The organism is Halobellus ruber, from assembly GCF_014212355.1.
Classification (GTDB): domain Archaea; phylum Halobacteriota; class Halobacteria; order Halobacteriales; family Haloferacaceae; genus Haloquadratum; species Haloquadratum rubrum.
In genome coordinates this window covers 620,580-644,657 of record NZ_JACKXD010000001.1, presented here as the reverse complement: position 1 = coordinate 644,657, position 24,078 = coordinate 620,580, and the positions used below count along the sequence as shown (strand labels likewise).

28 protein-coding genes are annotated in these 24,078 nt (G+C 68.8%); 15 read left to right on the top strand and 13 right to left on the bottom strand.

Annotated features, from left to right (window positions below; translation table 11 throughout):
* Positions 1-21 precede the first annotated feature (21 nt).
* A complete protein-coding gene (locus H5V44_RS03340) occupies positions 22-885 on the bottom strand; it encodes an inositol monophosphatase family protein (protein ID WP_185191699.1) in 864 nt (287 codons plus the stop codon).
* 118 nt (positions 886-1,003) lie between these two features.
* On the opposite strand from H5V44_RS03340, the gene H5V44_RS03335 reads away from it, so the two are divergent.
* The 6 genes from H5V44_RS03335 (at position 1,004) to H5V44_RS03310 (ending at position 5,030) form a co-directional block, all read left to right on the top strand.
* Positions 1,004-1,531 carry a helix-turn-helix domain-containing protein gene (locus H5V44_RS03335; protein WP_185191698.1) on the top strand — a complete coding sequence of 176 codons (528 nt, stop codon included), beginning with the start codon at positions 1,004-1,006 and terminating at the stop codon, positions 1,529-1,531.
* 73 nt (positions 1,532-1,604) lie between these two features.
* Positions 1,605-2,810 (top strand): alanyl-tRNA editing protein, encoded by a 1,206-nt coding sequence (locus H5V44_RS03330; RefSeq protein WP_185191697.1) that lies wholly within the window; start codon positions 1,605-1,607, stop codon positions 2,808-2,810.
* An 81-nt stretch (positions 2,811-2,891) separates the two neighbouring features.
* Entirely contained in the window at positions 2,892-3,440 is a 549-nt protein-coding gene (locus H5V44_RS03325) for an HAD family hydrolase (protein ID WP_185191696.1), read from the top strand.
* An 87-nt stretch (positions 3,441-3,527) separates the two neighbouring features.
* Positions 3,528-3,929: a hypothetical protein gene (locus H5V44_RS03320; RefSeq protein WP_185191695.1), complete on the top strand. Its 402-nt coding sequence runs from the start codon at positions 3,528-3,530 to the stop codon at positions 3,927-3,929.
* Between the two features lie 472 nt (positions 3,930-4,401).
* On the top strand, positions 4,402-4,647 hold the full coding sequence (locus H5V44_RS03315; RefSeq protein WP_185191694.1) for an AbrB/MazE/SpoVT family DNA-binding domain-containing protein: 246 nt from the start codon (positions 4,402-4,404) through the stop codon (positions 4,645-4,647).
* Complete coding sequence (locus H5V44_RS03310) at positions 4,644-5,030, top strand: PIN domain-containing protein (RefSeq protein WP_185191693.1); 387 nt, start codon at positions 4,644-4,646, stop codon at positions 5,028-5,030. The genes H5V44_RS03315 and H5V44_RS03310 overlap by 4 nt, the downstream gene beginning before the upstream one ends.
* A gap of 221 nt (positions 5,031-5,251) precedes the next feature.
* On the opposite strand, the gene H5V44_RS03305 is transcribed toward H5V44_RS03310, so the two are convergent.
* The 5 genes from H5V44_RS03305 to H5V44_RS03285 all read right to left on the bottom strand — a co-directional run bounded on the left by H5V44_RS03305 (position 5,252) and on the right by H5V44_RS03285 (position 7,518).
* The gene (locus tag H5V44_RS03305) at positions 5,252-5,644 is read right to left on the bottom strand and encodes a type II toxin-antitoxin system VapC family toxin (RefSeq protein ID WP_185191692.1); all 393 of its coding nucleotides are present in this window, start codon (positions 5,642-5,644) and stop codon (positions 5,252-5,254) included.
* Positions 5,641-5,793 carry a hypothetical protein gene (locus tag H5V44_RS03300; protein WP_179231123.1) on the bottom strand — a complete coding sequence of 51 codons (153 nt, stop codon included), beginning with the start codon at positions 5,791-5,793 and terminating at the stop codon, positions 5,641-5,643. The genes H5V44_RS03305 and H5V44_RS03300 overlap by 4 nt, the downstream gene beginning before the upstream one ends.
* 94 nt (positions 5,794-5,887) lie before the next feature.
* Entirely contained in the window at positions 5,888-6,184 is a 297-nt protein-coding gene (locus H5V44_RS03295; RefSeq protein ID WP_185191691.1) for a chorismate mutase, read from the bottom strand.
* On the bottom strand, positions 6,181-7,029 hold the full coding sequence (locus H5V44_RS03290; protein ID WP_185191690.1) for a shikimate kinase: 849 nt from the start codon (positions 7,027-7,029) through the stop codon (positions 6,181-6,183). Before H5V44_RS03290 ends, H5V44_RS03295 begins: the two co-directional genes overlap by 4 nt.
* Positions 7,030-7,080: 51 nt before the next feature.
* The gene (locus H5V44_RS03285) at positions 7,081-7,518 is read right to left on the bottom strand and encodes an acyl dehydratase (protein ID WP_221625529.1); all 438 of its coding nucleotides are present in this window, start codon (positions 7,516-7,518) and stop codon (positions 7,081-7,083) included.
* 254 nt (positions 7,519-7,772) lie between these two features.
* On the opposite strand from H5V44_RS03285, the gene H5V44_RS03280 reads away from it, so the two are divergent.
* On the top strand, positions 7,773-8,249 hold the full coding sequence (locus H5V44_RS03280) for a DUF5796 family protein (RefSeq protein WP_185191689.1): 477 nt from the start codon (positions 7,773-7,775) through the stop codon (positions 8,247-8,249).
* A complete protein-coding gene (locus H5V44_RS03275; RefSeq protein ID WP_185191688.1) occupies positions 8,246-8,476 on the top strand; it encodes a DUF7508 domain-containing protein in 231 nt (76 codons plus the stop codon). Before H5V44_RS03280 ends, H5V44_RS03275 begins: the two co-directional genes overlap by 4 nt.
* A gap of 69 nt (positions 8,477-8,545) precedes the next feature.
* Here the strand turns inward: H5V44_RS03275 and H5V44_RS03270 are convergent, their stop codons facing one another.
* The 3 genes from H5V44_RS03270 to H5V44_RS03260 form a co-directional block, all read right to left on the bottom strand.
* The gene (locus H5V44_RS03270) at positions 8,546-9,730 is read right to left on the bottom strand and encodes a DR2241 family protein (protein WP_185191687.1); all 1,185 of its coding nucleotides are present in this window, start codon (positions 9,728-9,730) and stop codon (positions 8,546-8,548) included.
* Positions 9,723-10,598 (bottom strand): CbiX/SirB N-terminal domain-containing protein, encoded by an 876-nt coding sequence (locus H5V44_RS03265; protein WP_185191686.1) that lies wholly within the window; start codon positions 10,596-10,598, stop codon positions 9,723-9,725. The genes H5V44_RS03270 and H5V44_RS03265 overlap by 8 nt, the downstream gene beginning before the upstream one ends.
* A 111-nt stretch (positions 10,599-10,709) precedes the next feature.
* Positions 10,710-11,372, bottom strand: a complete 663-nt coding sequence (locus H5V44_RS03260) for a potassium channel family protein (protein WP_185191685.1) — start codon at positions 11,370-11,372, stop codon at positions 10,710-10,712.
* A 395-nt stretch (positions 11,373-11,767) separates the two neighbouring features.
* Between H5V44_RS03260 and H5V44_RS03255 the strand changes: the two genes are divergently transcribed.
* Together H5V44_RS03255 and H5V44_RS03250 are read left to right on the top strand one after the other, a co-directional pair.
* On the top strand, positions 11,768-13,282 hold the full coding sequence (locus H5V44_RS03255; RefSeq protein ID WP_185191684.1) for a class I adenylate-forming enzyme family protein: 1,515 nt from the start codon (positions 11,768-11,770) through the stop codon (positions 13,280-13,282).
* Between the two features lie 81 nt (positions 13,283-13,363).
* Positions 13,364-13,906: a DUF7523 family protein gene (locus tag H5V44_RS03250; protein ID WP_185191683.1), complete on the top strand. Its 543-nt coding sequence runs from the start codon at positions 13,364-13,366 to the stop codon at positions 13,904-13,906.
* A 72-nt stretch (positions 13,907-13,978) separates the two neighbouring features.
* Here the strand turns inward: H5V44_RS03250 and H5V44_RS03245 are convergent, their stop codons facing one another.
* The gene (locus tag H5V44_RS03245) at positions 13,979-14,941 is read right to left on the bottom strand and encodes an L-lactate dehydrogenase (protein WP_185191682.1); all 963 of its coding nucleotides are present in this window, start codon (positions 14,939-14,941) and stop codon (positions 13,979-13,981) included.
* Between the two features lie 176 nt (positions 14,942-15,117).
* Here H5V44_RS03245 and cysS point away from each other — a divergent pair, with 176 nt between their 5' ends.
* Positions 15,118-16,608, top strand: coding sequence for a cysteine--tRNA ligase (gene cysS, locus H5V44_RS03240; RefSeq protein ID WP_185191681.1), 1,491 nt, complete (start codon positions 15,118-15,120; stop codon positions 16,606-16,608).
* Between the two features lie 33 nt (positions 16,609-16,641).
* Here the strand turns inward: cysS and H5V44_RS03235 are convergent, their stop codons facing one another.
* Positions 16,642-16,929 (bottom strand): DUF357 domain-containing protein, encoded by a 288-nt coding sequence (locus tag H5V44_RS03235; protein ID WP_185191680.1) that lies wholly within the window; start codon positions 16,927-16,929, stop codon positions 16,642-16,644.
* A 53-nt stretch (positions 16,930-16,982) separates the two neighbouring features.
* The gene (locus H5V44_RS03230) at positions 16,983-17,873 is read right to left on the bottom strand and encodes a DMT family transporter (protein ID WP_185191679.1); all 891 of its coding nucleotides are present in this window, start codon (positions 17,871-17,873) and stop codon (positions 16,983-16,985) included.
* Positions 17,874-18,113: 240 nt separating this feature from the next.
* Between H5V44_RS03230 and H5V44_RS03225 the strand changes: the two genes are divergently transcribed.
* From H5V44_RS03225 to H5V44_RS03210, 4 genes are all read left to right on the top strand, one after another.
* A complete protein-coding gene (locus tag H5V44_RS03225; RefSeq protein WP_185191678.1) occupies positions 18,114-18,629 on the top strand; it encodes an Lrp/AsnC family transcriptional regulator in 516 nt (171 codons plus the stop codon).
* A 247-nt stretch (positions 18,630-18,876) separates the two neighbouring features.
* Complete coding sequence (locus H5V44_RS03220; RefSeq protein ID WP_185191677.1) at positions 18,877-20,217, top strand: aminotransferase family protein; 1,341 nt, start codon at positions 18,877-18,879, stop codon at positions 20,215-20,217.
* Positions 20,218-20,429: 212 nt separating this feature from the next.
* Complete coding sequence (locus H5V44_RS03215; RefSeq protein WP_185191676.1) at positions 20,430-21,902, top strand: CoA-acylating methylmalonate-semialdehyde dehydrogenase; 1,473 nt, start codon at positions 20,430-20,432, stop codon at positions 21,900-21,902.
* Positions 21,903-21,962: 60 nt separating this feature from the next.
* Entirely contained in the window at positions 21,963-23,183 is a 1,221-nt protein-coding gene (locus tag H5V44_RS03210) for an MFS transporter (protein ID WP_185191675.1), read from the top strand.
* A 114-nt stretch (positions 23,184-23,297) separates the two neighbouring features.
* On the opposite strand, the gene H5V44_RS03205 is transcribed toward H5V44_RS03210, so the two are convergent.
* Entirely contained in the window at positions 23,298-23,975 is a 678-nt protein-coding gene (locus H5V44_RS03205) for a haloacid dehalogenase type II (protein ID WP_185191674.1), read from the bottom strand.
* Between the last annotated feature and the right edge of the window lie 103 nt (positions 23,976-24,078).

The window sequence follows — 24,078 nt, the reverse complement described above, 5'->3', positions numbered from 1 at the left end:
TTCGGGTTCCCCTCGGCGGCGTCACCCGGTGTGTTCGGATTCCGGGAGCGGGGCGGCCGCGGCGTCGGCGAGCCGGTCGAGCGCCGTCCGAGTCGTCGCCGCGACGTAGAGGGTTCCGACGCCGGTCGGGCCCGTCTCGTCGGCGTCGGGGGAGACCGCTTCGCCGTTCTCCGGGTCCAGCACCCGGGTCCGGGCGCCCGCCTCCTTCGCGAGGAGTTCCCCGGCGTACTGCTCGTAGACGTCGGGGTAGTACGCCACGAGCCCCTCGATGCCGCCCCGGGCCAGAAGCCCCCAGTCGACGCACGGCGACCAGGTGTCGAGCACCCGCTTGCACTCGGCGCCGATCGACGATTCGACCCGGTCTGCGACCGCCCGACGGTCCGCGTCGCGGAGGGCGGGGAGGCCGACCACGAACGACACCGTCCCCGCCGACAGCGACACGTCGGAGTCGGCCGCGACCGGCGCCCCGTCGACAGTCGCACCGCCGTCGCGGCGCGCGAGATACAGATCGTCCGGGAGTGGCTCGTAGACCGCCGAAACCACCGGAGTGCCCTCGTGGAGGACGCAGGCCGCCGTGGCGAACGACGGGACCCCGGCGGCGAAGTTGTTGGTGCCGTCGAGCGGGTCCACGACCCACTCGTAGCGGTGATCGCCCGCCTGCCCGGACTCCTCGGCGCGGACCGCGTGGGCAGGGTACGCCTCCCCGATGACGTCGAGCACGCGCTCCTCGGCGGCGCGGTCCGCCGCCGCCTTCACGTCGTCGGTCCCGTAGTCGGCGTCGATCGATCCGTCCCGGAACGCGTCGGCGAGGTAGCCGCCGCCGGCGCGGACCGCCCGCTCGGCGACCGCTGTGAGTCGCGCCCGCGACGCCGTTTCGTCGGTCATACCTACCCAACCGGGCGACCGCGGCAAGAGCGTTCGGTTCCTCGGCCGCAGCGCGGTCGTCGGACCCCCGAGTCCCGCGCGACGGTACGCTTTACACCGTGGGACCGGTAGAACGGGTATGACGAAGTACTCCACCGGCGACAGCGGGGGCGGTGGCGACGGCGACAGTTGCGAACTCTGCGGCCGCTCGACCGGCAACCTCACCCGGGCGAACGTCGCCGGCGCGCAGCTTCAAGTCTGCTCCGACTGTGCCCCCCACGACGACGCGCGGCGGACGTCGGGCTCCGGCGGGTCGTCGAGCGGCGGCTCCGGGGGCGGGGACGGCGACAGTCCCTCGCGGGAGAAACGCGCCGCACAGCGGCAGGCGCGGCTGTACGATCAGACGCGGGGCGACGCGAGCCACTGGGAGTCCGGCACCGACTACGAGACGGACCAACTGCCGTATCTCGTCTCCGAGTACGGCAACAGAGCCGCAGCGGCCCGGCGTGAGGCGGGGTTGACCGTCGAGGAACTGGCAACGGAACTCGACGCCAAGGAGTCCGACATCGACGCCGTCGAGCAGGGGCGGGCGACGCGGGCCGGCGTCGGCGGGTCGCTCGTCCGGGCGCTCGAGGAGCGACTCGGCGTCGAACTGGTCGACGAGTGAGTCCGGGGGTCGGGCAAAGCGGGTCCGTCCGGAACGGTAACGGTTTTTCGGCTCCCACGCCTCACCGGATCGTATGCAGACACGCGCCCCGTCGGAACCGAAGGTACGGAAGTTCACGGCCGAAGTCGTCGACGTCGACGGCCGCACGGTAACGCTCGATGAGACGTATTTCTACGCGGAGAGCGGCGGCCAGCCGTCGGACCGGGGGACGATCGACGGCGTTCGGGTCGTCGACGTCCAGACGGTCGACGATGCGGTTCGTCACACCCTCGCGGCGGAGCCCTCGTTCGAGGTCGACGAGCGGGTGACCGGTGTCGTCGACGACGACTTCCGGACGTACTGTATGCGAGCCCACACCGCGAGTCACGTACTCTACGGCGCGGGTCGCCGGCTGCTCGACGACCTCGGCTACGGCGGATTCGACATCTCGGAATCGAAGGTCCGAGTCGACTTCACGACCTCCACCGACATCGACGACGAGGTGCTCGTGGAACTCGAACGCCTCACCAACCGGGCGGTCTGGGAGTCCCGCGACGTCTCCTGGGAGGAGGTCCCGACCGCGGAGGCAACCGCCCGGGACGACGTCGCGTTCAACACCAAGACCGAGGAGGGTGTGATGGACGACGCCGACACGGTCCGGATCGTGGAGGTCGACGGGTGGGACGTGGCCGCCTGCGGCGGGACCCACGTCGCGAACACCCGCGAGATCGGCCCGGTGACGCTTTTCGACCGGTCGAACCCCGGGGAGGGGCTCACCCGCGTCGAGTTCGCGGTCGGCCCCGACGGGATCGACCGCCGGGCGAGCCGCCACCGGGCGCTCAGGGAGGCGACGGTCGCTCTGGAGACGAACGCCGAGGAGCTGGCGGAGACGGCGGCCTCGGTCCGCGAAGAGCGGGACGAGCTCCGCGACCGGGTCCGTGACCTCGAACGGGCCGCCGTCGCCGACGCCATAGAGGGCTTCGAGCCCGTCGAAGCACACGGGACGGCGTGGCGCGTCGGCGTCCTGGAGGGAACCGAGCCGAACGACGCCGGGGAGGCCGCCAAGGACGCGGTCGGCGACGGTGAGGTCGTCGGCGCGGTCGGCGACGGCGAGCGTCCCTACGTGGTCGTCGCCGCGGGGCCCGAGAGCGACGTGCACGCGGGCGAGGTCGTCGGTGCAGTCACCGACCGGTTCGGCGGGGGCGGGGGTGGCGGGCCGCCGTTCGCGCAGGGCGGCGGGCTCGACGCCGACCCCGAGGCGGTCGTCGAGACCCTCCGGGAGATCGCGACACGGAACTGAGGGCGCCGCGGCCGGTGGCCGCAGCGGTCCGGCGCCGTCGGCTTCGAAGCCTCTTTTCGCATCGGCACCGTGCACACGGTAATGACGACCGGTTCAGTCCCGGACCTCGACGCGTTCGACGCCGTCGTCTGGGATCTCGACGGGACGCTCGTGCAGCTGCAGGTGGACTGGGATCGCGTCGCTTCGGACGTGACCGCGACCTTCGAGTCCGCCGGGATCGACGCCGCCGGGATCGACCTCTGGGAGATGCTGAACCTCGCGGACCGGACGGACCTCCGCGAGGAGGTCGAGGCCGTCATCGCGGAGCACGAACGTACGGGGGCGGCGGCGTCCGACCGGCTGCCGTGTGCCGACGCGCTCGGCCGGGCCGACGCGGAGGCGGTCTGCTCGCTGAACTGCGAGACGGCCTGTCGGGTCGCACTCGACACCCACGGGCTCGCGCCACACGTCGACGCCGTCGTCGGCCGCGACACCGTCGCGACTCGCAAGCCCGACCCCGAACCGTTGCTCGAAGCCCTCCGCCGGCTCGATCGCTCGCCCGATGACGCCCTCTTCGTCGGTGACTCGCCCCGCGACGCGGAGGCCGCCGAACGTGCCGGGGTAGCGTTCCGGTACGTCGACGAGGGCTGACTCCGGACCGGCCTCCGATCCGGACGCGGCCCGGTGGAAGCAGGCGCAACACGGGTGTTAAGTCGATCCGGACCCGACTCACAATCGATGAGTCACCCGGTTCGGTACTACTGTCCCCACTGCGGCGCCGTCGTCGAACTCGACCGCGAGGGATACCTCTCGGATAAGTCGGTCACGCCGTACCCGCTCGTCGGGTGGGAGTACCGCGGCCCCGACGAGGACTACGACGACGCCGACGGGGTCCGGCTGGTCTGCGGCGACGACGCGGGGGTCGAGGGCCTCCGGTGGACGGGCGACCGGATGACCGCCGACGACGTGGCGGAGCCGGGCGCCGAGAGCCCGTGCGGGCAGGAGTTTTACCTGTCGTTCGTCCGATTCGAGGAGGGCGAGGAGGTCGACCCCGAGCCGGAACCGTCGCACGTCGAAATCGCCGCCGAGGGGCCGAGCGGTCCGCGGGGCCCGGACGGGCCGAGCGGGTTCGGGCTGTAAGCTACCGGACCGGGCTTTGCGACCGCGACTCACCTCGACAACCTCGCACGGGTCTGGATCCACCCCAGCGGCACCGACGGGCGCGACATCGCGTCTCGATCCCCGGAGGAAACGCAACGACCCCGTACACGACGGTTGGAGGTGCTCCCCCCGGGAAGGATTACGACGGCACCGAGGTCGAACGGGTCCCCCTCGAACCGGCCGACGAGGAGTGACGGTCACCTACGCCGGCCCTGGTTTTCCGCCTCCTACTCGAAGTCCGGACGCGCCGATATCGACCGCCGGCGAAACCGACCCGCTATCTTCCCAACGAGGCCGGTAAAACGCCAGAGTTCGGCTACCGGCTCTCCCGCTGTTCGACCTTGTTCGGCTCGACGAAATCCGCTATGGATTGCTACGAGGTCATCTGGGCTTTACCACAGAAATTCGTCCAGTGGTAAGGTTCTTGTTCTATTCCACCTTAGTCCACTCTATGTCAGCGGAGACGGACCGGCAGGGTCGACTGTACATCCCCAAGGAGGTGCGGAAGAAGTACGGTGAACGGTATCACATCGTGACCTACGAGGACAGAATCGAACTCATTCCGGTTGCAGACGACCCGCTCGCCGCCGTCCGTGAGGCGGCAGGTGGCCTCCGTGATGCGTCCGTCGAGGAGGTTCGAGAGGACATCGAAGAGGAAGCGAAGGTAGACGCCCGAGAGAAGGACGCCGATAGATGACGGTGTACGTCGAGACGGACTTCCTGCTCGCGCTCGCCAAGAACTCCGACTGGTTGCAGGGGTCGGCTGAAGAAGCCCTCAACGAGTATGAGGTCGAAACCTCGGCGTTCTCGTATCTCGAACTCGTCCTCGCTCGGGAACGCTACGAGTTCGATTACGTTCCGCTCGTGGCCAATCTGCTCGAACTCGTCCCCGTGCGGGACGAGGAGGAGACGCAGGTGGTGCTGAAGGCTATCAATTACTACGAGGAAGGAATGACGCCGTTCGACGCGTTTCACGCCGCGACCGCAGAGACACGTGGAATGGACGTCCTCTCGTCGGAGAGAGATTACGACGGCATCGAAGTCGAACGGGTCCCCCTCGAACCGGCCGACGAGGAGTAACGGTCACCTGCGCCGGCTCCGAGCTTCCGCCTCCTACTCGAAGTCCGGACGCGCCGATATCGACCGCCGGCGAAACCGACCCGCTATCTTCCCGACGAGGCCGGTAAAACGCCAGAATCCGGCTACCGGCTCTCCCGCTGTTCGCCCTTGTTCAGGTGGTCAGCTGGTGTAACAGAGACAGCACATATTGTCGCTATCTGGTGAACCTTCTGGGTGTCATTCTATTCCATCAACTCGGTTGGAGAGATGGCACCGTTCTCCAGTAGTTCACCATCGAACGTGACCAGCGTGGCGTCGATATCCTCGGCGAGAGCGAGAAGAACGCAGTCGAGTGTGTACAGTAACGTGTCTTGCTGGAGACTATACGCCGAAATCTGGTCGCTGATTTCCGGCGCGTAGATATCGACGCCTCCGTGGATATCCGCCAGTACCTCTTCGACTCGTTCCTGTTCTACGCGCTTCTTTTTCGTCAACACCGACCGAATTTCCATAGGATTGGGAATCGACGTACAAAAGTCGTGATTCTCGTTCAGCAGTTCAGTCGCTACGTCACTGCGACCCGGTTCGTCGGTGATGCTAGCGATGAAAACGTTCGTATCGACGAATACTTTCATCGACGTTCTCGCGCTTCGCGTACCGCCTCCACGGAGTCGATGTCGACATCAGCCAGTCGTCCCGACAGCAGGTCGCCGAGTTTGACTGCCGACTTGTCGTCCTCGTCGGTTGGCTTCGACCAATCCGGCGGCGTTGCGTAACTTCCCATATGGCTGGATAGAGGTGGTGATGATAAATCAATTTGGCCGGTCGCGCTCTCCGGCCGATTCGATAGCGAGGCGAACGCCCCTGAGGGTGGTATCCTACCGGCTCTCCCGCTGTTCGACCTTGTTCAGCTCGATCAGCAGCCGGAAGACGGCCTTCACCAGGTTCGAATCCACGTCGAAATGCTCGGCGTTCCGGCCGGCACGCTCCATCACGCGCTCCTCCTGGCCCTCGTCGGTCGTGGGCAGGCCCTGCTGGGCTTTCACCTCCGCGATCGAGTCGGCGACGTAGGTCCGACGGGCGATCAGCTCGACGAGCTCCCGGTCGATGCTTTCGATCTCCTCGCGGAGTTCCTCCAGCGACGGTTCCCCCTCGGTGTGGTCGTTGTTGCTCATAGGATGTGTGCTCCGTCGGCCCGCGTCGTGGTTCGCCAGGTCCGCCCGCTGCGCTCGCTCCAGCGGTCGTGGACGCGATCGAGGTCAGCGGCGTCCCCGACCGCGACGACGCTCGGGCCCGTGCCCGACAGCGACACCCCCGCAGCGTGCGGCATCGCCTCGACCGCCGGATCCGGTGAGAACCCGAGCGCGGCCGAGAACGCCAGCCCGTTGACCGTCATCGCCTCGGCGTACCGGTCCTCCAAGGCGAGGTCCGCGACCAGTTCCGCCATCGGCGCGACGTTCGCACACCGCTCGACGTCGGCGTCGGCGGAGTAAGCCCGTTCCTCCGGCGTCCAGACGAGGACGTCCCAGCCCACCTCGTTGCGGGCGAGCAGTTCGTCTTCCTCGTTGTTGGTGACGGTGACGCCCCCGAGCATCGACGCCGAGGCGTCGTCGAACGCGCCGGTGACGGTGACGCCGGTCTCCCGCGCCGCACGGACGCCGAGCCGACACGCCGCGAGCGGATCGGGGTCGGCGCCGAGCGCGTCGGCGGTCGCGAGCACGGCCGCGTTGGCGGCGGCGCTGGAACTCTTCAGCCCCGCCGCCATCGGCACGTCGCTTTCGGTCCGGACGGTCCCGCCCGACGCGCCGTCGCCGTAGGCCTCGCTCGCGAGCTCGACGCACCGCTCGATCAGGTCGGTGTCGGCGTCGCCCTCGTCGACCACTGTTCCCGTCACGCGCCCGGAGCCGTCGAGTTCGACGGTTGCTGTCGTCTCGACGTCGATAGCGAACGCGGAGCCGACGCCGGTCGACAGCGCGTTCAGCACCGTCCCTGCTCCGAGCGCGGCTGCACGACCTCGCATACAGCAAGGCGGGGCGACCGGCCTAAAAGGTGTAGCGGTCGACGGGCGGGATCAGTCCGACTCCGACGACGCGGCGGGCTCCCGCCGGACCATCTCCAGCACGCGCCAGGAGACGACCTCGGTGCCCTCGGCGTCGGAGCCGATCACGTCGGCGTCGACGTAGCCCCGTTCGGGATCCGACTCCGAGACCCGCTTGTCCGCGACCACGACGTCGACTGTCAGGCTGTCGCCCGGGCGGACGGCCGGTGGCACCGGAGGTCGTCGATGCCGCGTCTCCCCAGGAACGCGACCCGCCGGAAGAACGCCTCCGTCGAGAGGCGGCTGCAGGCGCAGAAGCTGTGGAGGCCGCTGGCGACGAGGCCGCCACGGCGACGCCTCGCCCGCCGCCTCGTCGAGGTGGAACGGCTGTGGGTCGTACTCGGCGGCGAACTCGACGATCGACTCCCGGGAGAACGTGATCGACCGGTCGGCCCGGAAGCGGTCGCCCACCGCGACCTCCTCGAAGGTAAGGTGGTTCTCGCTTGCGTTTCCCGCCCCCCGCTGTCGCCGGCAGCGTCGTCGGACCCCCTCACGCTTCTGCCGCCGTCGGCCAAGGACGAAGCCGCTACGTTCCCGGGTGGGCGCCGTCGACCCGGGTCGGACGAGAGCGCCGGCAGCGGATCCAGCCGGACCGTGGCCGTGCCCGGACGCAACGGAGCGCCCGCACCGCGGTCCTTTTGGGAGCCCCGGCCGAAATCCGGGGTATGAGCGCGCACAGCGACGTCCCGCCGAGCACCGTCGGCGTCGAACTCCTCGAATCCGGCGTCGAGGTGGAGTACGTCGACGGCCGGACGACGTTCTACCGGGGCGTTCCCGAGCCCGTCACCGACACGCTCACTACGCCGCCGAAAAAGGAAACGCACGTCCTCGTCACCGACCCGACGGAAACCGAGGGCGTCCTGCTCTACGTCAACGACCTGAAGACCCACGACGACATCCTCGAGTCGACGGGGGTCGGGCGGGTCATCCTCGACGACGGCGGGAGCGAGGAGGTGTTCCCCGGGGTGACGGTGCGCCGCCCCGGCGGGATGCGGACGGAAGTCGAGGCCGACCCCGAAGTCGCCCGCGGCCGCGTGTTCGTCTTCGTCGAGGACGACTGGGGGGAGGCCTCCTACGAGTTCGTGACCGAGGGCGATACCGACACCGAGGACGCCGCGTCCGACGATTCCACCGCCGAATGAGCCTCAGGAAACGGTGGCAGCCGCTGACGCGGTCGACGGTCGGATCCGCGCCGGAGGCGTACGGCCTGATCGAGTTCGGCGACGGCGACGGGACCGTCCTCCGGGCCGCGGCGGGCTTTCTCCCGGACGAACTCCGCGAGGAGTTGGCCTACGGTGACGCCGAACAGGTGCGGTGGAAGCGCGCACAGTCCCGCGAGCACGCAGAGCGGCTGCTGGACGAGCGGTAGGGGTTGCCTCGGATGACCGGTTCGTCGATCCGAGCGTCGACGTAGCTGCGGGGACGAATCCGTCTTCGATCAGTCGTCGCGGTCGCTGTGGTCGTCGTGATCACCATCGTCACCGTGGTCGTCGCGGTCACCATCGTCACCGTGATCGTCGTGGTGTCCCTCCTCGGGTTCGGTTGCCACGCCGGCGAGGTTCCCCGCCTCGTCGAACCGCTTCGCACGCAGGAACCGCGTTCGGTAGCGGTTGGCGCCCTCGTAGACGTCGGCCTCTCGGATCTCGTCGATCCGGTCGTCGGCGACGGCGTCGACGATGGCCTCGATCTGTTCCTTCTCGGAGGGCGTCAGCTCGAACTCGTAGGTGCGGGTCTCTTCCTCCTCCAGTTTCGTCCACTTGCGCGCGGCGGCGACGACCAGCGAGCAGGGTTCCCGGCAGGGGAACGCCCCGGTCCCGCCGTCGGCTTCGAGGTCGTGGTCGGCGTCGTACTGCCACTCCCGGCGCTTGAGACACTGGGAGTCGACACAGCAGGCCTCGGCCAGCCAGTCGACGGCGTCGGGTGGAAGTTCCTCGACGACGTCATAGATCCCGGTCTGGCGCTCGGCGGTCTCCCGCCAGTGGGTGACGTCGAGGTCGCCCTCGCGTTCGAGGTTCCAGTTCGCGATCGAGGCGGGGTAGATCGTGTCCAGCGTCTCAACGGCGTCGCGGCCGTCAAGGTCGGGGAAGACCCACCCCGAGACCAGCGAGGGGGCAGTCCGGAGCGGGCGGTACCGGCCCCGTTCGTCGTAGGTGGACAGCTCCCGGGCGGAAAGCGGGTCGTGGTAGGCGTCCAGTTCGTCGTGATCGACGCCGGCGTCGTCGACGTGGCGGATCTCGTAGCGGCGGTGACCGTCCGCGCCGAGCGTCGCGGTCACGACGACCTCGCCCCACTCGGTCTCCAGCCCCGACCGGAGCGCGTCGTACCGCTCGGGGACGGGGTGCTCGTCGGCGGCCTCGGCGTGGCGGAGGAACGCCCGGCGGTGCCGGCCGCGTCGGCCGATGGCCTCCTCCCAGAAGTACCAGTTTGTGATATATGGGACGACGTGATCCGAGCGGACCGCTTCACGAAGCTCCGGCTCCGACAGTCCATCGTGGCTCTCGTCGGGCGTTTCGAGCGCGTAACCGTCGTCGTCGTCCGTCACCCGGAGGCCGTCGAGTTCGACGGGGCGCTCGGCGACCCGGTCGAGCAGGGCGTCGACCTGTTCGTCCCGCACGTCAGTCACCCGCCGCCTGCGTCTCGCGGGTCGCCTCGCGGACGGTCGCGATCGCGGCGTCGATATCGGCGCCGGCGTCGGAGGCCCGTTCGAGCACGACGTCCGCCATCAGGCCCTCGGTGCCGACCGCGCCGGCGTACCAGATCCGGTGGCCCTCGACCGTCGCGGGCACGTCGTAGCCGGTCCGGTAGTCGTCGGTCAGCCCCATATCCTCGGGGATGTCCTCCTGGGTGTGGAACCCGTCGGCGACGAAAAGCGGGACCACCACCACGTCCTCGCTCCCGAAGTAGTCGGTGACGTCGTCGACCTCGGGTTCCTCGTCCATGTACAGCGCCTGCACCTCGTCGAAGCGGTCCATCCCGCGGACGCGGTCGGCGTGGTACTCGATCGCCTTCGCGGAGTTCTCGTTGCGCTCGGTGCCGTGGCCGACGACCGCGAAGCCGAACCCCTCGCCGACGTCGGGGTCGCCGGTCACCGTCTCGGCGCGCCGGACCAGCACGTCGGTCATCGCCTCGTGGGTGCCGACCGGCCCGCAGTAGTGGACGGTCTGGCCGGTGTCCTCCGCGACGAGGGTTGCGGTATCCGCGCTCAGCCCGTCGGAGTCCCACTCGGAGACGTCCCACCCCGACAGCCGGAGTTCCCGCGGGATCACCTGTTCGGTGAAGTACCCCTCGCTGATGAAAAGCGGGACGACGTAGACCTCGTCGCTCTCGACGGTCCGGAGGACCTCCCGGAGGGAGGGCTCTTCCTTCCAGAACCCGGTTTTTACCTCGTCGAACGCGCCCGTCTCGCGGATGGTGTCCGCGTGCCGGTGGGTCGGCGTCGACGAGTCGGGATTGAGGTGCGACCCGTGAGCCAGGATGACCAGCGCTTGCATACGAGACGCTGGGAACGGCGCACTCTTAGGGACTTCGGGTCTCCGTGCGGGGGCGGCATCCCGAGCCGACGGTCCGGCCGTCGTGTCCGCCCGGTCACTGACCTGGCGGGCCTACGTCCGCCCGGGGTCGCCGGTGCACTGCCGGATGACCTCGCTGACGACGTCCCGGTCGGCCGCGATCAGGTACCGCCGGCCCTCCACGAGCGTCGTGGAGTGTTGGACCGCGACGTGGCCGTCGGTCTCGGCAATGACGACCGACCCCTCCGGCAGGACCTCCGAGACGACCTTGCCCGCGGCCGGGGCGCCGTAGCCGACCCGGATGTCGAGGATTTCGAGGTCGCCCGTCACCTCCTCCAGCGTCCGGACGTCGCTCCCGGTGAGGGCGTTGACCGCCGCCCGGACGCTTGCGCGTTCCGGGAAGTAGACCTCGTCGACGTACTCGTTGTACTCGTCGCCCGCGCGATCCTCGATCCGGGCGACGGTCCTGACGTTCGAGCCGAACTCCTTTGCGGCCATACACACCACGAGGTTCGTGTCCTCCTTGTCGGTCAGCGCGCCGACGACCTCGGTCGCGTCCGAGAGCACCTCCCGCAGGACCGACGGCTTCGTCGCGTCGCCCTGACGGACGTTGATGTGCTCGTGATCGACGGCCTCGACCGCGTCCGGGTCGGGGTCGATGACGGTCACCGTCCGCCCGCGGTCCGCGAACTGTTCGGCAACTCGGTTTCCGACGCGTCCGCTCCCTGCGATGACGACGTGTGGTGAATCGCTCATACCGGCAAAACACACTAATAATAAATAAGGATCCTTGCCGACATCCGGTGGCTTTTTTCAGTCACCCCGGGATGCAAACCGGCCGGCCGCCGGTCGGGGCAGGGGTGGCTGCTTCCGGGGGTCCGCCGGGTTACCACCGGACGAGAAGCGGGTGGTGAACCGTGCGCACGGTTTATTGTTCCCGTGCCGGAAGGTCTACTATCCGCTCGTCCCCGCGAGGAAGCGCCCCTGTCGCCGGCGCGGGTGCGGGAGACGCAGGCGGTGCCACGAACACAGATGTCACCGGATGATCCGAGACGGACGATACGACGTCGAAACGTGCAGAGCGACCGCGAGTGGCCGGCGGCAACCGGGCGCTCGGCCGGAAGGGATCCGGCCACGGGAGTGACCGGCCGATGAACTTCGCGAACCACGTCGACATCACTGCGCGCAATCACGGCGGCGCCCTCGCGGTGGCGGACCCTGCGAGAGAACTCACCTACACCGAACTGTCCCGGGAGACCGACGCCGTCGCAAGCGGGCTGGCGGAACTGGGCGTCGACCCGGGCGACCGGGTCGCCCTGTTCCTGCCGAACGGTGTGACGTTTCTGACGGCGTACTTCGGCGCGATGAAGCGCGGCGCGGTCCCGGTGCCGATCAACCTCCGGTTCGACCCCGAGACCATCGGGTTCGTGCTCCGGAGCACCGGCGCGTCGGTGCTCGTCACGAGCGGCCGGTTCGAGGACGCCGTCGCCGACCGCGACGTGGACATCGAGCACCTGGTCGTCGCGGACGGCGACGCCGGGACGGGATACGACGAACTCGTCGACACCGAGGGTCGCGCCGACGTGTGCGAACGTCGGAGCAACGAACTGGCGGAGCTGCTGTTCACAAGCGGGACGACGGGCCGGCCGAAGGGCGTCAAACACACCCACGGGAACCTCGCGGCCAACGGGTGGGGGTACGTCCGCTACTTCGAGTTTTACTCGGCGGAGACGGTCGGCCTGACGGTCGTGCCGCTGTTCCACGCGGCGGGGTTGAACGTCACCGCGACCCCGCTCGTGCTCGTCGGCGCCGAGAACCACTTCCTGCCGGCGTGGGACGCCGAGACCGGCCTGGAGACGATGGCCGGTCGCGGGGTGACGACGGCGATGTTCGTGCCGACGATGGTCATCGACCTGCTCGAATTCGGGACCGAGGGGTACGACCTCTCGGCGCTGTCGCACGTGATCGTCGGCGGATCACCGATGCCAAAAGAGCGGATCGAGGCCGCCGAGGAGGCGCTCGGCGTCACGCTGCTGGAAGGGTACGGGATGACGGAGACGACCCCCGCGGCTGCAGTCAACCGGCCCGACCAGGACGTCCGGAAGGCGGGGAGCATCGGGCCGCCGATGCGGGACCTCGTCGACGTGCGCATCGAGGACCCCGAGACCGGCCGAGCTGTCGGGGTCGACGAGAAAGGCGAACTGCTCTGGCGCGGCGATACGGTCACCCCCGGATACTGGAACGACCCGGAGGCGAACGCGGAGTCGTTCGTCGACCGCGAGGGAGAGACGTGGCTCCGGTCGGGGGACATCGGCCGGATGGACGAAGACGGCCACCTGTTCGTGGAGGACCGCCTCGACGATATGATCGTCACCGGCGGCGAGAACGTTTACCCACGGGAGGTCGAGGACGTCGTCTACGAACTCGACGGGGTCGTCGAGGTCAGCGTCGTGGGGACGCCGCAGGAACGCCTCGGCGAGCAGGTCACCGCGGTCGTCGTCGGAGACGGGACAGTCACCGCATCGGACGTCGAGTCGATCTGTCGCGACCGCCTCGCGGACTACAAGGTCCCGCGCTCGGTCGAGTTCGTCGAATCGATCCCGAAGACTTCGACCCGGAAAGTCGACAAGGTGGCGCTTCGCGAGCGGTTCGGCGGGGACGGCTGATCGGCCCCTTCGGCGGCCACGGCACACTGCTTCCCGGCCGAAACCCGCTCGCTTTTGAGGGCCGCAATCGAGGGGTCGGGTATGTCACTGGCCGCAGAGACGCGGGCCGCAGTCAGGGCCCGGCCGTGGTTGCGCTACGCGCTCCGTGCGGGCGTCGTGAACTACGCGGCTGCAGCGGAGTCCCTCGACGTCGGGGGCGACCGCGACGCCGTCGCGACCGCGCTCCGCCGGTTCGCCGGGGACCTCCCCGATATCGACACCGACGCCCGCGAGGTCACCGTCCGGATGCGCAGCGGCGTCGGCCTCGGTGGCGCCGACGGCGACGCCGGGAGCGGCGATAGCGACGGCGCCGCCGGCGCGGGCACTGCGGACGCCGACCCGATCGCGTCGGTCGGCGGCGAACGGATCCTGCCGGGTGGCGGCGGATTGACCGCCGTCACAGCCGACGGCGACGTTGACGCCGCGGCGCTGTCGGCTGTCGTCGACCGGCTCGCGGCCGAGAACGTGGTTGTTGACGCCGCAGGCGTCGCGGGCGACCGCCTCGCCGTGGTGGTCCCGCGGAGCGACGGGGCAAACGCGCTGCGGCTGGTCGAGGAGGCACTGGCGGCGGTCCCCGACGGGTAACACCCACTCGGACGGGCTCCGAGGACTGTCCGTCGGGTCCGGGACCGACGCGAAGCGGTAGCCCGGTTCGTCTCAGACCGACAGCCGATCGATCGCCCCCCGAATGACCGTCGCGGAGTCGGCCAGCGCCTCCCGTTCCGCGGGCGAGAGCTCCGATTCGAGGACGTCGCGGACGCCGTGACGACCGACGACACACGGGAGGCTCAGGGTGACATCGTGGTCGATACCGTGGTGGCCCGACGCCCGCGTCGAGACCGTGAGGACCGCGTCGTCGTCGCCGAGGATCCCGTCGACGATCCGCGCCACCGACCGCGCGACGCGGTAGTTCGTGCGGCCTTTCCGTTCGATGATCTCGTAGGCGGCGTTTCGGACCTCGTCGCCGACCCGCGTCCGGAACGCGTCGACGTCGTCGATCCCGTTGTGAGCGCAGTACGACTCGAAGGGAACGCCGCCGACGTTCGCCGTGCTCCAGACGAGGACCTCGCTGTCGCCGTGTTCGCCGATCACGTGCGCCGCGACGTCGGCGGGGTCGATGTCGAACGCCCGACCCAGCGCGTGTCTGAACCTCGCGGTGTCGAGGACGGTGCCCGATCCGATCACCTGGCCGGCGGGGAGGTCCGAGACGGTCCGGGCGACGTGCGTGAGGACGTCGACCGGGTTTGTGACCACGAGCACCATCGCGTCGTCGTCCAGCCCGCTCGTGACCTGCGGGATCATCTCGGCGAACATGTCGGCATTCCGGTCGAGCAGGTCCAGGCGCGTCTCGTCCGGCGCCTGACTCGCACCCGCCGTGACGATCACCACGTCGGCATCCCAGCAGTCCTCGTACTCGCCCGTGCGGACGTCCGTCGAGGGCACGAACGGCGTGCCGTGGGCGAGATCCATCGCCTCGCCGGCCGCCCGCTCGTCGTCGATGTCCACGAGAACGATCTCGTCGACGAGGCGGCTGCTGGTGAGTGCGAAGGCGGTCGTCGACCCGACTGCGCCGGCTCCGCCGACGATAGCGACTGTTCCCCCGCGGCGTCGTTGCGACATACGCGATTATTACTATGATACGAGTAAATATTTGACGACCCCGGGTTCGTTCCCGCCTGGCGGCTCCCTGTCGCGGCGACGGAAGTGCGAGTCGTGCCGAGAGACTGGAGGGGGTCCCGGATCCGCACCCCGCCGTTCCGACGGGTTGAAAACCACCACCGGTGAAGTTGCGGGCGATGACGCTGTCCGTGACCAACACCCTGACGGGGGAGCGCGAGCGCTTCGAGCCGCGGAACGAGGACGAAGTCCTGCTCTACGTCTGTGGGCTGACGGTCTCGGACGAGGCACACCTCGGCCACGCCCGACTCTGGATGCACGCCGACGTGATGCACCGCTGGCTCGAACACGAGGGCTACGACGTGCGCCACGTCGAGAACTTCACCGACGTCAACGAGAAGATCGTCGCGCGGACCGGCGAGCCGGGCGTCGGCGACACCGAACCGGAGGTGGCCGACCACTTCACCTCCGCGGTGATCCGGGACATGCGCGGGTTGAACCTGAAGCGCGCGGAGGTGTACCCCCGCGTCTCCGAACACGTCCCCGAGATCGTCGACCTCGTGGAGACGTTGATCGACCGCGGGTACGCCTACGAGTCCAACGGCTCCGTGTACTTCGACGTCACCGCCTTCGAGGAGTACGGCAAGCTCTCGAACCAGGACTTAGCGGCGATCGAGTCCCAGGGCGACGAGGACGAACGCGCCGAGAAGCGCCACCCCGCTGACTTCGCGCTCTGGAAGGCGGGCGCGGTCGCCCCCGACGACGTTGCCGAGCACCGCGACCCCGACCTCGACCCGATCGCGGAGCCGACCGGCGAGACGTGGGCCTCGCCGTGGGGCGAGGGCCGGCCGGGGTGGCACGTCGAGTGCTCGGTGATGTCGATGACGCATCTGGACGACACCATCGACATCCACGTCGGCGGCCGCGACCTGGTCTTTCCACACCACGAAAACGAGATCGCCCAAAGCGAGGCCGCGACCGGCGAGACGTTCGCCCGGTACTGGCTCCACGTCGGGCTGCTCCAGACCGCCGGCGACAAGATGTCCTCCAGCCTCGGGAACTTCCTCACCGTCGACGAGGCCTTAGCGGAGTACGGCGTGGACGTGATCCGGACGTTCTACCTCTCGACGGCGTACCGCAGCGAGCAGACGTTCGGCGAGGCCGAGATGCGGGAGGCCGAAGAGCGGTGGGACCGGCTGGAACGCGCCTACGACGCCGCGGTCGCGGCCTGTGACAGCACCGACGCCTACGCGACTGTGGCGGACGAGGACCTCCGCGACGCCGTCGCCGAGACGCGGGAATCGTTCCGCGGAGCGATGAACGACGACTTCAACGTCCGGGAGGCGATGGCGGCGCTGTCGGCGCTCGGAACGGCGGTGAACCGCCACCTCGACGGCCACACCGAGTACGACTACCGGGCGCTCCGGGAGGCCGTCGAGACCTTCGAGGAACTCGGCGGCGACGTCTTCGGGCTCTCGCTGGGCGCCGACGCGACCGAGGGCGGCGACGTGACCGTCGCCGGCGAGTTGGTCGAACTCGTGTTGGAGGTCCGGGAGGCCGAACGCGAGGCCGGCAACTACGAGCGGGCCGACGAGCTCAGAGACGAGCTGACGGCGCTCGGGATCGAGGTCCAGGACGGCAACGACGGGCCGACCTACCGGTTCGAGTGAGGAGCGTCGCCGGCACCCCGACGACCGGGACCCTCACTCGGTCGTGAAAAGCTCCGTGCCCGCGGGAACCTCGAACAGCCCCATCCGAACGCCGGCGTCGAGCCACCCGTAGCCGTAGGAGAACGCCGCGAGGGCGTTCACCGGATCGTCGTCCTCGCGGAAGTGTCTCCCGTCCTCCAGGTACGAGAACGCCATCTCGCGGACGTCGGTCGCGGCCCGGCCGAGCGGCGTCGACTCCGGTACGGCGACCTCCGCGACCGAGAGCGCGTCGGCGAGCATCCCCTCGTAGCGGTCCGTCTTCTCCGCCAGGTCGGCAGCCATACCTGCGTTTCGGGCGCCCACCGTTACCATACTTCCGACCGCCGCGAACGCGCCTACCGGTCGCTGGCGGCGACGTAGATCCCCGCAAGCACCACGGCCCCGCCGACCGCCGTCGTCGGGCCGATGACCTCGTTGAGCAGGAGGAAGGCGAGTATCGCGCTCGCGACCGGTTCCGCCAGAAGCGTCACGCTGACGACGCCGGACTCCAGGTGCCCCAGCGACCAGTTCAGCACCGTGTGCCCGAGGATGCCCGGGCCGACGGCCATCCCGGCGAAGAGCAACCACTCCCGCAGCGGATACGCGAGGAGCGGCAGGCCGTTCGTGACGGCAACCGCGAACAGCACGGCCGCACAGACGGCGTAGACGACGGTGACGTACGGCACCACCGGGAGTCGCTGGCGGAACGACCGGCCCGCCAGGACGTACCCCGCCAGCGCGACCGCCGATACGAGCGCGAGTGCGTTGCCGTACAGCGGCCGCGCACCCAACACCGGGCCGCCCAGCAGATCGCCCACGGAGAGCGTCACCGTCCCCACCAGCGCGACCGCGGCCCCGGCGAGCATCCGGCGACTGAACCGCTCGTCCAGCAGGAGCGCCGCCCCGGCAGCGACGAACAGCGGCTGCGATTGGACCAGCGTCACCGACGCCGCGACGCTCGTCCAATCGAGGCTCTCGAACCACAGCGCGAAGTGGACGGCCAGGAACACGCCGGGCACCGAAAGCCGGAGGTACGACCGCGCCGAGAACGACCGGAAGGCGTCGGCGTGTCGCCGGACCGCCACCGGCGCGAGCAACAGCGTGGTAAACAGCACCCGGTAGAGCGCCTGGACGACCGCCGGCGCGCGGCTCCAGTTGATGAGGATCGCGCTCGTCGAGACCGCGAGGATCGCTACCCCCAGGCCGAACTTCGGACGGACCGCGGGCGATTCCGTCTGCGTCGCCATACTACACCTGTGGCGCAGGCGTCCGCGGGTGGTGGAACGTCGGCGCTGCTCGTGATGTCGCCACCGGAGCCTCCTCGCGCGTCGGTCGCCGGGGGACGGCCATACCGGACCCGTACGGAAGTCCGCCCCATAATGACCACGGCTCCGGCCGGCGGTATCGGGCGGCGGCCGCGACTCGTCGGGTGGATATTGATCAATGTTGGTGATACAGCTTATTTGGTTGGACGATGTACGAACGGTATGCGCCAACGATCGCCCGCTTCCGCCGACCTCGACGACGTCGATCTGAAGATTCTCCAACAGATAGAGGACGACTTCGACGTGAGCTTAGAGACCGTCGCCGACCAGCTCGGCCTCTCGAAGTCGGCGGTCCACTACCGCATCACGAACCTCAAGGAGAACGGGATCATCGAGGGAGTGACCGCAGACATCGACCCGTTCGCGCTCGGCCTCGAGATGGTCTCGATCACCGACGTCTCGGTCACCCACCGCGAGGGATACTCCGAGAACATCGGCGAGAGGATCATGGCGATCGACGGGATCGAGCAGGTGTACTACACGATGGGCGACGTCGATTTCGTCGCCGTGAGCCGGGTTCAGACGCGCGATCAGCTGAACGACCTCATCGAGGAGATTGTCGCGATCGACGGCGTCGACGAGACCTCCTCGAAGTTCGTCCTCGAGGAGTTCCACGACGCGAGAAACGTCACCGCGAACCTCACCCAGTCCGGGCGCGACGCGATCCTCGATCCGTAGTCCGGAACGTCGGGTGTCGCTACCGCCGATCGGTTGGTGTGATCCCTGCCCGCCGTTCGGCGGGGACGGTCCCGGCGCCGCCGTCGCTTGTGGCGCCGACCGTTCGACCCCGCGGCGGGGGCGGGCGACCGCATTCGGCTGGAAATCGTCCCCAAAGACGCTTCCTTCGTTCAACAGCGAGTCGGGAAACCGAGCAGAGTAGGAAATTATGCAAAACACTCTTGGTACTCACTTCCAACCTATCCGTATGGCGAGTCAGCAGTCCGAACGAAACGAGATCGAACGGCTCGACCGCGAGTACACCCTCGGAACCTGGACGCGACAACGGGACTTCGATCCGACCCAGATCGCCGACACGGAGGGCCCGCGGATCGTCACCGCGGAGGGCGACTCGATCCTGGATTTCAGCAGCCAGTACGTCTGTACGAGCCTCGGGTACGACGCCGAGCGGGTCTGTGACGCGGTCGACGAGCAGATCAGGAACGTGCCGTACGTCAACCCCGGGTGGGCGACCGAACCGCGGGCGCGGCTCTCCGAGAAGCTCGCCGAGATCACCCCCGGGTCGCTGAAGAAGACGTTCTACTCGACCAGCGGGACCGAAGCCAACGAGGTGGCGTTCAAGATCGCCCGCGCCTACACCGGGAACCACAAGATCCTCTCTCGGTACCGGTCGTATCACGGGGCGACCGCCGCGTCGCTGTCGGCGTCCGGCGACCCCCGGCGGGTCGCCCAGGGCCCCGAGATCCAGCCCGAGGTCCCCGGGATGGTAAAGGGTCCGGACCCCTACGCCTACGGGTCGAGCCTCGATCCGGACAAGAGCCTCGAATATATCGACGAGATGCTGGAACTCGAAGGCGGGACCGTCGCGGCCGTGTTGGTCGAGCCGCTCGTCGGCTCCAACGGCGTGTTGACCCCGCCGGACGACTACCTCCCCAAACTGAAGCAGATCGCTCACGACCACGGCGCGTTGCTGATCTGCGACGAGGTGATGACCGGCTTCGGGCGGACGGGCGAGTGGTTCGCCTCGACGCTGTACGAGACCGAGCCCGACATCATCACGATGGCGAAGGGGCTGACGGGGTCGTACCAGCCCCTTGCGGCCACGACCGTCACCGAGGAGATCGGCGAGTACTTCGAGGACAACCTCCTGAACCAGGGGCATACGTTCGCCGGCCATCCCACGGCGTGTGCCGCAGGGGTGGCGGCCATCGAGACCTACGAGGAGGAAGGTCTCGTCGAGAACGCCCGGGAGATGGGCGAGTATCTGACCGCCGAACTCGAATCGCTCGCCGACCGCCACCCCAGCGTCGGCGAGCGTCGCGGGATCGGCCTCCATCAGGGGCTGGAACTCACCCGCAGCACCGACGAGCGCGTCCCCTTCGAGGAGCGCAGCGACAAGGTGTCGAGCAACACGACCGTCCTCGACGAGGTCGGGGCCCACGCGCTCGACAACGACGTGTACTTCTACACCTCGGTCAACACCATCGTCGTGACGCCGCCGCTGACGATCGGCGAGGCGGAGGTCGACGAGGCGGTCGCCGCCCTCGACGAGGCACTGGAGATCTCCGACGACGCGATGGACGCCTGACGGCACTCGGCCCGCCGGTCGGCGGTACGCGGGGATCCGTCGCGTCGCCGACGCGTGCAGGGCGGTTTCATCACCGCGCGGACGCCTTTTCGAGACAGCGTTCGACCGATAGCCCTGTGGATGAACAGCGTCCTGAATTTCGGTGGCTCTGTCGCATACCGTCCGGAGACTGGCGAACGTTTATGATCCTCCGGGCGGGAGTAGCGCTTACTATGTCACAGCAGACCGAACTCGAGTACGGCGAGGTACGGAACTACGTCGCCGGCGAGTGGCGGACGCCGAGCGCCGAGGGGATCCCCGTCGACAACCCCGCGACGGGCGAGCCGATCGCACACGTCGGGTTCAGTACCGAGGACGACGTCGACGCGGCGGTCGAGGCCGGACAGGACGCCTTCGAGGAGTGGCGGCAACGCCCCGTCGAGGAGCGCATCCAGCCGCTGTTCGAGCTGAAACGGCTGCTGGAGGACAACCAGGACGAACTCGCGGAACTGCTCGTCGACGAGGAGGGCAAGACCTTCGCGGAGGCGAAGGGCGAACTCCGGCGCGGCATCGAGAACGTCGAGGTGGCGACGGGGATCCCGTCGCTGATGCAGGCCGGCCACGTCGAGAACGCCGCACCCGGCATCGACGAGACGGCGGTCCGCCAGCCGATGGGCGTGTTCGCGGCGATCACGCCGTTCAACTTCCCCGGGATGATCCCGATGTGGTTCCTGCCCTATGCGGTCGCGACCGGCAACGCGTTCATCCTCAAGCCCAGCGAGCAGGACCCGCTTGTCCCCCAGCGGATGATCGAACTCGCCGAGGAGGCCGGCTTCCCCGAGGGCGTGGTCCAACTCGTCAACGGCGGCGTCGACACGGTCAACGCCATCCTCGATCACGAGGGCATCGAGGGCGTCTCCTTCGTCGGCTCCACCCCGGTCGCAAAGACCATCTACGAGCGGGCGGCCGCCTCGGGCAAGCGGGTCCAAGCACAGGGCGGCGCGAAGAACCACATCATCGTCTCCGAGACGGCGGACCTGGAGTTCGCCGCCGAGAAGACGGTCGGGTCGGCGCTCGCGTGTTCGGGACAGCGTTGTCTCGCGAACGACGTCGTCGTCGTCGAGGAGTCCGTCTACGAGGAGTTCGTCGATCTGGTCGTCGAGCGGGCCGAAAAGCAGGTCGTCGGGTACGGCAACGACGAGGGGACGACCGTCGGCCCGCTGATCAGCCCGGAACACGAACAGCAGGTCCGCAACTACGTCGAGACCGCGCGCCAGGAGGGTGCCGAACTCGTCTACGACGGCCGCGACCTCGAGGTCGACGGCTACGACGGCAACTTCCTGGGTCCGTGTGTGTTCCGCGACCTGACCCCGGATATGGTCATCGCCCGGGAGGAGATCTTCGGTCCGGTGGTGGGGCTGCTGCCCGTCGAGGACGTCGATGCGGCGATCGAGGTGATGAACGAAAGCGACTACGGCAACGCCGCGAGCCTCTTCACCGGCAGCGGCGCAGAAGCCAAGCGGTTCCGCCACGACGCCGAGGCGGGCAACCTCGCGGTCAACGCGGGGACCGCCGCGCCGATGGCGTTCTTCCACTTCGGCGGGGAGAAGGAGTCGTTCTTCGGCGACCTCCACGCCCAAGCCGAGGACGTCGTCCGGTTCTACACCGACGAGACGGTCTACATCGAGCGCTGGCCGGACGCCTGAATCCCGCTCGGGACCCACGACGATGTTCGGACCGCCACGCGCGTCGATCGGATCGGTGTCGTGACCCGCGGGACCGGCGTCTCGCGGTGGGTGCTGGTCGCCGTCGCCGCCGTCGGGGTCGGGATGGCCGGGACCTACCAGTTCGTGTGGTCGTCGATCCGCGTCCCGGTGAGCGCACGAACTGGCGCCTCCGAGACGGCGCTGGGGACGGTGTTCACGCTGTTCGTGATCTTCCAGGCGTCCGCGCAGTTCCCGGCGGGGTGGGTCCGGGACCGCGTCGGCCCGCGGCTTCCGCTGGCCGGTGGGTCGCTCCTCCTGGTGGTGGGCTACGTCGGCACGGCGTGGGCGGAGAGCGTGACGGGCGCGTCCCTGTGCTACGCGCTGGGCGGGGTCGGTGCCGGCACGGTCTACGCCGTCGCCATCAACACCCCGGCGAAGTGGTTCGACGAGCGACGCGGGCTGGCGACCGGGCTGGTCGGCTTCGCGTACGCCGGCGTGAGCTTCCTCCTCATACCGCTCGTCCGGGGCCGAATCACCTCGGACTTCGCCGGGACGATGCTGGGGCTGGCGGCGCTCGTCGCCGTCGCGATGCTCGTCGGCATCCCGTTTTTCAGGGATCCCGATACGTCGAGCCCGGCCGACGGGGCGGAGCAGGGCGGCGACGGGTCGTCCGCCCGGGACGGGGAGGCGGAGTACACCTGGCGTGAGGCGGTTCGAACCTGGCAGTTCTGGCTGCTGTACGGGATCTTCGTGATCGTCAACGGGGTCGGGTTGATGATCGTCGGGAAGGCTGTAGCCTTCGCCGAGGCGACGGGGCTCCCGACCACTGCGGCCACGGCGGCGGCGTCGCTGGTCGCGCTCGGCGACAGCGCCGGGGTGATCGTCGGCGGCGTCGTCTCGGATCGCGTCGGCCGGGTGCCCACCATCGCCCTGTCGCTCGTGGCGTGTGGGGCCTGCCTCGCGGGGGCGTCGTTCGTGGCGGTCGGCGGCGTCGCCGCCGGCTACGTGGGACTCATCGCGGCGGCGTCGTTCTTCCGGAGTCCCGTCTTTTCGGTGATCCCGAGCCTCGTCGGCGACTACTACGGGACGAGTCACAACTCCGAGACCTACGCGCTGTTGTACTCCTCGAAACTGTGGGGCGGCGTCGTCGGCGGGACGGTCACGAGCGGACTCGTCGTCCTGCTCGGGTGGCAGCCGACCTTCCTGTTGGGGGCCGGGCTCCTCCTCGTTGCCGCCGCGGCGACGGGGCTCCTGCGCCCGGTCGACCCGTCGCCGCAGTAGGCTCGCTTCGGATCCGTCGGCGGACGCGCGATCGAGGCGGAGTCGGTGTCCCGGCGCGCTCCGGCGTCTCGGTCGTCGCTGGAGGATGCGGCCGCTCTCGATGTCGTGACCTGCTCAGGCGATCTCGTCGGCCAGCGCCGCGTAACTCGGCACCACGAGGTCGGGCTCGAACCCGAGCCGGTGTTCGGGCACGCGGTGGCGGTTGATCAATATGCCGTTCAGCCCGGCGTTCCTTGCGCCGGCAACGTCGAAGGTGTGCGTCGCGACCATCGTACACTCCTCGGCCGGGCGATCGACGTGGGTCCCGATGCTGTGATAGACCTCGGGCGCGGGCTTGAACTTGCCCACCTCCTCGACGCTCACGATCCCGTCGATCACCCCGTCGAAGCCGGAGTTCGCCGCGAGGGTCTCCAGCATCTCGGGGTTGCCGTCCGAGAGGATGTACAGTTCGTGACCCGCCGCCGAGAGGCGGTCGAAGGGCTCGATCCCCTCGTAGAGTTCGAGGTGCTCGTAGGCGTTCATCACTTCCTCGCGCTCGGCGGCGGTGAGATCGATTCCGTAGTAATCGAGGACCCACTCGAAGGCCCGCTCGGTGAGCGTCCACCACGAGTCGTACTCGCCCATCAGCGTCACCTCCATCGAGTAGTCGATCTGGTGTTCGACCCAGAGCTCCGACATCTCCTCGGCGACCGCCACAGAGACGTCCGCGACCTCCGCGAGCGTCTCCACGATGCTGTGTTGGTTGTGCGTCGACCCGTAGACGTCGAAACAGAGGACTTCCGTTTCGGCCATACTCGTCTGGAGGTCCAGTGACGGGTTCATAACTGTTGGTGGACGACAGCAGGGGCGGAAACCGCGAGCCGACGCGGACCCGAGGGGGGCCGGCGGACCGAAC